Annotated in this window: 6 protein-coding genes and 1 pseudogene; 5 read left to right on the top strand and 2 right to left on the bottom strand. The window is 66.6% G+C overall.

Annotation, left to right across the window (positions count from 1 at the left end; genetic code table 11):
- Positions 1 to 301, bottom strand: a pseudogene (locus tag BOO71_RS28270) (hypothetical protein); the annotation flags it as partial.
- Between the two features lie 229 nt (positions 302 to 530).
- On the opposite strand from BOO71_RS28270, the gene BOO71_RS07915 reads away from it, so the two are divergent.
- The 5 genes from BOO71_RS07915 (at position 531) to BOO71_RS07895 (ending at position 4,840) form a co-directional block, all read left to right on the top strand.
- The gene (locus BOO71_RS07915; protein WP_075831408.1) at positions 531 to 1,289 is read left to right on the top strand and encodes a TVP38/TMEM64 family protein; all 759 of its coding nucleotides are present in this window, start codon (positions 531 to 533) and stop codon (positions 1,287 to 1,289) included.
- Positions 1,290 to 1,426: 137 nt separating this feature from the next.
- Entirely contained in the window at positions 1,427 to 2,491 is a 1,065-nt protein-coding gene (gene purM / locus BOO71_RS07910) for a phosphoribosylformylglycinamidine cyclo-ligase (protein WP_075831407.1), read from the top strand.
- Positions 2,488 to 3,228 (top strand): histidine phosphatase family protein, encoded by a 741-nt coding sequence (locus tag BOO71_RS07905; protein ID WP_139322831.1) that lies wholly within the window; start codon positions 2,488 to 2,490, stop codon positions 3,226 to 3,228. The genes purM and BOO71_RS07905 overlap by 4 nt, the downstream gene beginning before the upstream one ends.
- Positions 3,229 to 3,378: 150 nt before the next feature.
- A complete protein-coding gene (gene meaB, locus BOO71_RS07900; RefSeq protein WP_075831406.1) occupies positions 3,379 to 4,305 on the top strand; it encodes a methylmalonyl Co-A mutase-associated GTPase MeaB in 927 nt (308 codons plus the stop codon).
- Between the two features lie 4 nt (positions 4,306 to 4,309).
- Positions 4,310 to 4,840, top strand: coding sequence for an isoprenylcysteine carboxyl methyltransferase family protein (locus BOO71_RS07895; protein WP_075831405.1), 531 nt, complete (start codon positions 4,310 to 4,312; stop codon positions 4,838 to 4,840).
- 100 nt (positions 4,841 to 4,940) lie between these two features.
- Here the strand turns inward: BOO71_RS07895 and BOO71_RS27725 are convergent.
- The coding region (locus BOO71_RS27725; RefSeq protein WP_175607395.1) for a hypothetical protein at positions 4,941 to 5,189 on the bottom strand (249 nt) is incomplete at its 5' end.

The raw sequence follows: 5,189 nt of genomic DNA, 5'->3' as shown, positions 1-5,189 counted from the left end.
ACGACGCCCATCCCTCGGATGGTTCGTTTCTCGTTCCCACTAGCGCCATGCGGCGTGAATGGCGCTTGTCCATCACGCTGTCGTCGAAGATGATATAACCCTTGTCGCTCAATTTGACGTGTGGACGCACCTGCGTCCACACCTCCGCTGCCGTTAAACAGTCACCTTTCAGGTAGCGCTGAACGGCGTCATGAGCAAAATCATCGACGTGGTTGGCAAAATAGGTTTGTGTCCGATTGATCTGTGTTGCAGCCAAAAACTCGCAGTACCGTTGCCGCCCGACTTTTCGAGGTCTTCCCACCAGCCCAGAATTTCAGACTTGCCCAGTTTCGCGTAAGCCCTATGTCTTCAAGATTGTTGACGGTTTGCTGTGCCACTCGCTGATCTTCGCCTTCTCCAGTTCAAGACAAAACTCGTTTTGACCTCCAGAAAGGAAGACCAGAACGACGGGTGAGCTTTACATCCTCACCACGCAGCGTCATCCAATAGTCGGGCGCACCTCCCGGCCCACTGGGCCTACACTGGACCGGATGACCGCCGCCCGCCGCCCGCCGCGCCACCTGCGTCTGATCCTGATGGCCGGGCTGCTGCTGCTGCTGCTGGGTACGCTGCTGATCCCGGAAGTACGCGTCTTCATGGGACGCGGCTACGCGGCGCTGACCTCCACGGACCCGGAAGTGACCCACCGTTTTGTGGACACGCTGGGCTGGGCCGGACCCGTCGCCCTGCTGGTGGCCTACGTGATCCAGGCGGTGATCCCGGTGCTGCCCTCGCTGGTGCTGACGGCGGTGACGGTGCGGGCCTACGGTCTGGTGGCGGGCTTTTTTATCGTGTTCGCCGGGGCGCTGCTGGGCGCGGCGGCGGGTTATAGCCTGGGCCGGGCGCTGGGCGAACCCATGATCCGCGCGCTGGCTGGAGAAAAGGCCAGGACGCAGGCGCAGGCTTTCATGAACAGACACGGCGCTCAGGGCGTGTTGCTGGTGCGCCTGATGCCGATCCTGCCCGCCGAGGTCCTGAGTCTGGTGGCGGGTGCGGCCCGCATGGGGTTCCGTCCATTCATGCTGGCCACTGCCGTGGGGGTGCTGCCGGTCACGCTGCTGGTGGTGTGGCTCAGCGAGTCGGCCCGGCGGCTGTTCTGGGGGCTGGCGATCATGTCGCTGGTGGTGGGCGGCGTGGCGCTGGTGCGCTGGTTGCTGGCGCGGCGGGCGGGCGGTGTGACGGGCCGTGGGAAGGGTCAGGCCCAGGCTCAGGCAGAGGTGGACCCGGTTCAGGATGCCCAGCCCAGATGAATCAGCCCAGATGAATTAGCGCAGATGAACCAATCCAGAACACGAATTAGCCCACAACCCGCACTGGCCCGGAACCTGAGGCCCCGGCTCGGGTAAACTGCGTCCCATGCCCGCCCATGCGGCGGGGCAGGAGGACCATGACTCAGACCGATAAGGACGTGCCCGCCGCGTCCGCCTACGAACGCGCAGGCGTCAGCATCGATGCCGGACAGCGCGCCGTGGCCCTGATGAAAGACGCCGTGGCCCGCACCCACACCCCCGCCGTACTGGGCGGCATTGGAGGCTTCGGGGGCCTGTTCAGCGCCTCGGCCTTCGCGGGTCTATCAGACCCGGTGCTGGTGGCCTCCACCGATGGCGTGGGCACCAAGACCAAGGTGGCCGTGCGGCTGGGGCAGCCCGGCGGCCTGGGCGCGGACATCGTCAACCACTGCGTCAACGACATTCTGGTGCAGGGCGCGCGGCCCCTGTTTTTCCTCGATTACGTGGCGATGGGCAAGCTGGCCCCCGAAACTGTGGCCGCCGTCGTGACTGGCGCGGCGCGGGCCTGTGAGGCGCTGGGCGTGGCCCTGCTGGGCGGCGAGACCGCCGAGATGCCCGGCGTGTACGTGGACGGCGAACTGGACATCGTGGGTACGATTGTCGGCGTGGTGGACCGGGCCGCGCTGGTAGACGGCTCGCGCATCACCGCAGGCGACAGCGTCATCGCCCTGCCCAGTATCGGCCTGCATACCAACGGCTTCTCGCTGGCCCGGCTGGCCCTGGACGGGTTGGACTGGCACGAGGCCCGCGCCGATCTGGACGGTCAGACCCTGGCCGATCTGCTGCCCGTGCCGCACCGCGCTTACGTCTCGGCCCACGACGCTCTGAAAAACGCCGATGTGGACGTGCGCGGCATGGCCCACATCACGGGCGGCGGTCTGGTGGACAATCCGCCGCGCGTCTTTCCGCCCGGCGTCGGCATGAGCATCGACACCTCATCGTGGACCGTGCCGCCGCTGTTCGAATTGATCGTGAAAGAGGCGCAGGTACAGCGTGCCGAAGCCTTCCGCGCCCTGAATATGGGTGTGGGCTTCCTGTTCATCGTGCCTGCCGCCGACTCGGAGGCGGCCCTATCCGCCCTGCGCGGCGCTGGCGAGCAGCCCTGGGTGATAGGGCAGATGGTGGCGGGGGGCGGCGTGGCCTTCGACGGTAAGAAGACTTGACCTCTTCCACCAGACCCCGCGCCCATAAGGGCAGGCTGGCCCCCTTCGGGTTCACGCCGCCGGACCGCCGCAGCGCCACCGAATTCTGGGTGGTGCGCCACGGCGAGAGTACCTGGAATACCGAAGGACGCTACCAGGGGCAGGCGGACGTGCCGCTGAGCCATGTCGGCATCTTGCAGGCGGCCAGCCTTGCGGAACGAATGACCGGACAGCACTTCGACGCGGTGTACACCAGTGACCTGCGGCGCGCGGCCCAGACGGCTGAAGCGGTGGCCGAGCGCCTGGAAGGACCTCCCCCGGTCCAAGCTGATCCCGGCCTGCGCGAGATCGACGTGGGCGAGCTGTCCGGTCTGGTCATCGCGGACATCCGGGAGCAGTACCCCGATTATCTGGAGGCTCTGGGGGCCGATCCCTGGGCCACCCGGCGGCCCGGCGGCGAGAGCATGGAAGACCTGTACGCCCGCAGTGGTGCGGCGTTTGAGACCCTGCGGGCCCGTCATTCAGGGCAACGTGTGCTGGTCTTCACGCACGGCGGCGTGGTGCGTGTGGCGGTGGGGCTGGCGCTGGGCGGCGTCCCCGCCAATGCCTGGGCACGCCTGAGCGTCACCAATACCAGCATCACCCGTGTGCTTCTGGGAGAGAACAGCGGTACCCTGCTGGGCTTCAACGACGACGCGCATCTGGAAGACCTGATCGAGGCCACCGAGGCGGATGACGTGCTGGGGCAGACGCAGTGAGAGGCGGTCTAAGGGTCAAAGGGTCTGAGAGTCCAGGATTTTTAGCTCCTTCCCACTTGCGGGCGAGCCTGGGACTGGTGCAGTTCCGCAGAAGAGACAGACGGGTGGCCTCCGGGCAGGCCACCCTCAAAGGCAGATTGGAGAGGCCGTATGTCTGAACCCTCCACCCTCGCCGCCCGCTACCAGTCGGGCGATCTGCGCGCGCTGGCCCGCGCCGTCACGCTGGCTGAGGCAGGACTCCCCGCCGCGCGGCCCCTGCTCAAGAGCGCGCGTGCGGGGGGAATCCGCTCGGTGGTGGTGGGCATCACCGGCAGCCCCGGCAGCGGCAAAAGCACGCTGACCGACGCGCTGATTTCCGTGCTGCGGGCGCAGGGCAAACGGGTGGCGGTGCTGGCGGTGGACCCCAGCAGCCCGTATTCCGGCGGCGCGATTCTGGGGGACCGCATCCGTATGCTGCGCCACCACGCCGACTCGGGCGTGTTCGTGCGCTCGCTGGCCAGCCGGGGCGCACTGGGCGGCCTGTCGGCCCGCACGATGGCGGTGCTGGCGCTGCTGGAGGGCGGCGGTTTCGACTGGATCATTCTCGAAACCGTGGGCGTGGGTCAATCGGAGGTGGACGTGGCCGCCGCCTGTGACCACACCCTGTTGGTCGTCACGCCCGCCGGGGGCGACGGCGTGCAGGCATTCAAGGCCGGGATCATGGAAATCGCGGACGTGATCGCCGTGAACAAATCGGACCTGCCCGGCTCGTCCCGCACGGTGCGCGAGTTGACCTCGGCACAGGCGTTGGGCTGGCATGACGAACACACCTGGCTGGCCCCGGTCCGCAAGACCATCGCCTCGGCAGGAGAGGGCATCGAGAGCGTCGTCGAGGCCGTTCTCAAGCACCGCGCCCATCTGGGAGACGCGGGTTTGCAGGAACGCCGCCGCCTGCGCGCCGAATTCGAGGTCCGCTCGCTGGTGCAGGAGCGCCTGCTGCGCCGCGCCCGGAATGCTGGCGGTGACCTTTACGCCCGCGTGGCGCGCGGTGAACTGGACGCCGAGGCGGCGGCGGATGAGCTGCTGAGCGGGCCATGAACGCGTGAGCGCCCGTGCCCTCGCCCCAGTCCTCCTCGCCTTTCTGGGCGTTCAGCGCCTGCTGGAGCTGCGGGTGGCCCGCGCCAACGAGCGCTGGGCACGCGAACACGGCGCGGTGGAATACGGGCGGGAACATTATCCGCTGTTCTTCGTGCTGCACCCGGCCTGGATGGGGTTCACCTTTTTAGAGGGCCGCGCGTCCGGTCAGCGGGTGAACTGGCCTGCGCTGGCGCTGTTTCTGCTGGCTCAGCCGCTGCGGTACTGGGTCATTCGCACGCTGGGAAGGTACTGGAACACCCGCATTCTGATCGTGCCGGGTGGAGAGCGAGTTACGGGCGGTCCGTTCCGCTTCCTGAAGCACCCCAATTACGCGGTGGTGGCGCTGGAACTGGCCGCCGCGCCGCTGGCCGTGGGGGCGTGGCGCACCGCCCTGGCCTTCACGCTGCTGAACGCCGCGCTGCTGCTCCTGCTCCGCATTCCGGCAGAGGAGCGGGCACTGGCGCACTACGCCCTGACCCGGCCTAACCAGGATTGAAGACAGGCTCAAGCGGATTCTGTTTGTTTCGTGCAGGAATCGGAACAGCGCCGATCCCTCCACTCCACCAAGAGTTTCCAGTCCTGCGCCACACTGCGTCTCAAACAGCCTCCAACAGTGGTGAACCAGGAAAAAGTGCGGTCAGGACGAACTTACGGTGTTCTTGGGCCGCCAGATGCTGTGCAGCACGCCATGTGAGTTCGGGATCTCGTTTTCTGACCTCCAGGACGGCATGAAAGGCTTGAATCACCAGAAAGGCCCAGTTTCGATGTGCCTGGATGTCACGGTAACGACACTGGCCGAAACTCAAGTTCTGTTTAACAAGGCGGTGAATGACTTCGATCCCCCA

Source organism: Deinococcus marmoris (genome assembly GCF_001949125.1).
Taxonomy (GTDB): Bacteria; Deinococcota; Deinococci; order Deinococcales; family Deinococcaceae; genus Deinococcus; species Deinococcus marmoris_A.
The sequence above is the reverse complement of the archived record's forward strand: the minus strand, read 5'-3'. Positions and strand labels throughout refer to the sequence as shown.